A 969-nucleotide genomic window follows, 5' to 3' on the forward strand; every position below is an offset into this window, starting at 1 on the left:
TGAACTGCCCCAGGTTGTGCGGACCGTACAAAAAGGGACCCTGGCAGGAACTATTGAGTGTTATGTGGAGAGGCGACGCGCAAGCGGCGCCTCTCCAGTCTTTAGCTGAATGTGCTCATGGTTGTAGAAGTGGATATAGCGGTCAATCCTCTCGTTGGCTTCAGAGAAAGCCGCCGGTTTGCGGCGGTAAATGCACTCTGTTTTAAGAATGGAGAAGAGATTTTCCGCCATGGCATTATCATATGGGTTGCCTTTCCTTGACATGGAAAGCGTAATGCCGTATGCTTGAGTCAGATTGAAGTATGCTTGTGAGGCGTACTGAAATCCCTGGTCGCTGTGGAGGCCGAGTCCCGCAGCGACCCTCTTTTTCTCTTTCTTCATCGCCGGACGAATGGTGTCCAGGACCAGATTTACAGTCTGCCGCGTCCCGGTCTTGCAGGCTGCAATGCTGTTATCGCAGAGGTCCCGAATCATGGAACGATACAGCACCCCCTGTTTGGTGTGGATATAAGAGATGTCCGTTACCCATCTGCGGTTGGGACTGTCCGCATGAACATCTCTGCTGAGCAAATTCTCATATTTGTGAAGCCGCTGTCCCATCTGCGTCCATTTCCTGCGGCGGCGGATCTCAGACAGCAGATCATACTTCTTCATGATCCTCAGTACAGTTTTGGGATTGCGGAAAATGTTCTGACTTTTCAGCCACAGCCACATTCGCCGATAGCCGTAAGTTCGGAAGCTGCATTCCTGCTGCTGTGCAATGCGTTCTGCAAGAGCAGCCTCCTTCTCCGGCCTGCCCGGGCGATGGACAAAGGCGTAGCAGCCGCTTCTGGATACTGCAAAAAACGCGCACATGACGGGCACCGGATACACGCCGCTGTGACGATAATATGATGTGGTATTTTACCCTTGCCCTCACCTCCTTCCTGCGGACCGCAGAAAATCCCGCAGCAATTTGTTCTTCATGCG

Annotated in this window: 1 protein-coding gene; it reads right to left on the reverse strand. The window is 52.6% G+C overall.

Features of this window, described 5'->3' with window-relative positions; genetic code table 11:
• Positions 1 to 60: 60 nt before the first annotated feature.
• Positions 61 to 873, reverse strand: a complete 813-nt coding sequence (locus tag H8S57_RS16840; RefSeq protein ID WP_369807657.1) for an IS3 family transposase — start codon at positions 871 to 873, stop codon at positions 61 to 63.
• Between the last annotated feature and the right edge of the window lie 96 nt (positions 874 to 969).

The sequence above is a fragment of the Lawsonibacter hominis genome (assembly GCF_014287895.1).
Taxonomy (GTDB): domain Bacteria; phylum Bacillota; class Clostridia; order Oscillospirales; family Oscillospiraceae; genus Lawsonibacter_A; species Lawsonibacter_A hominis.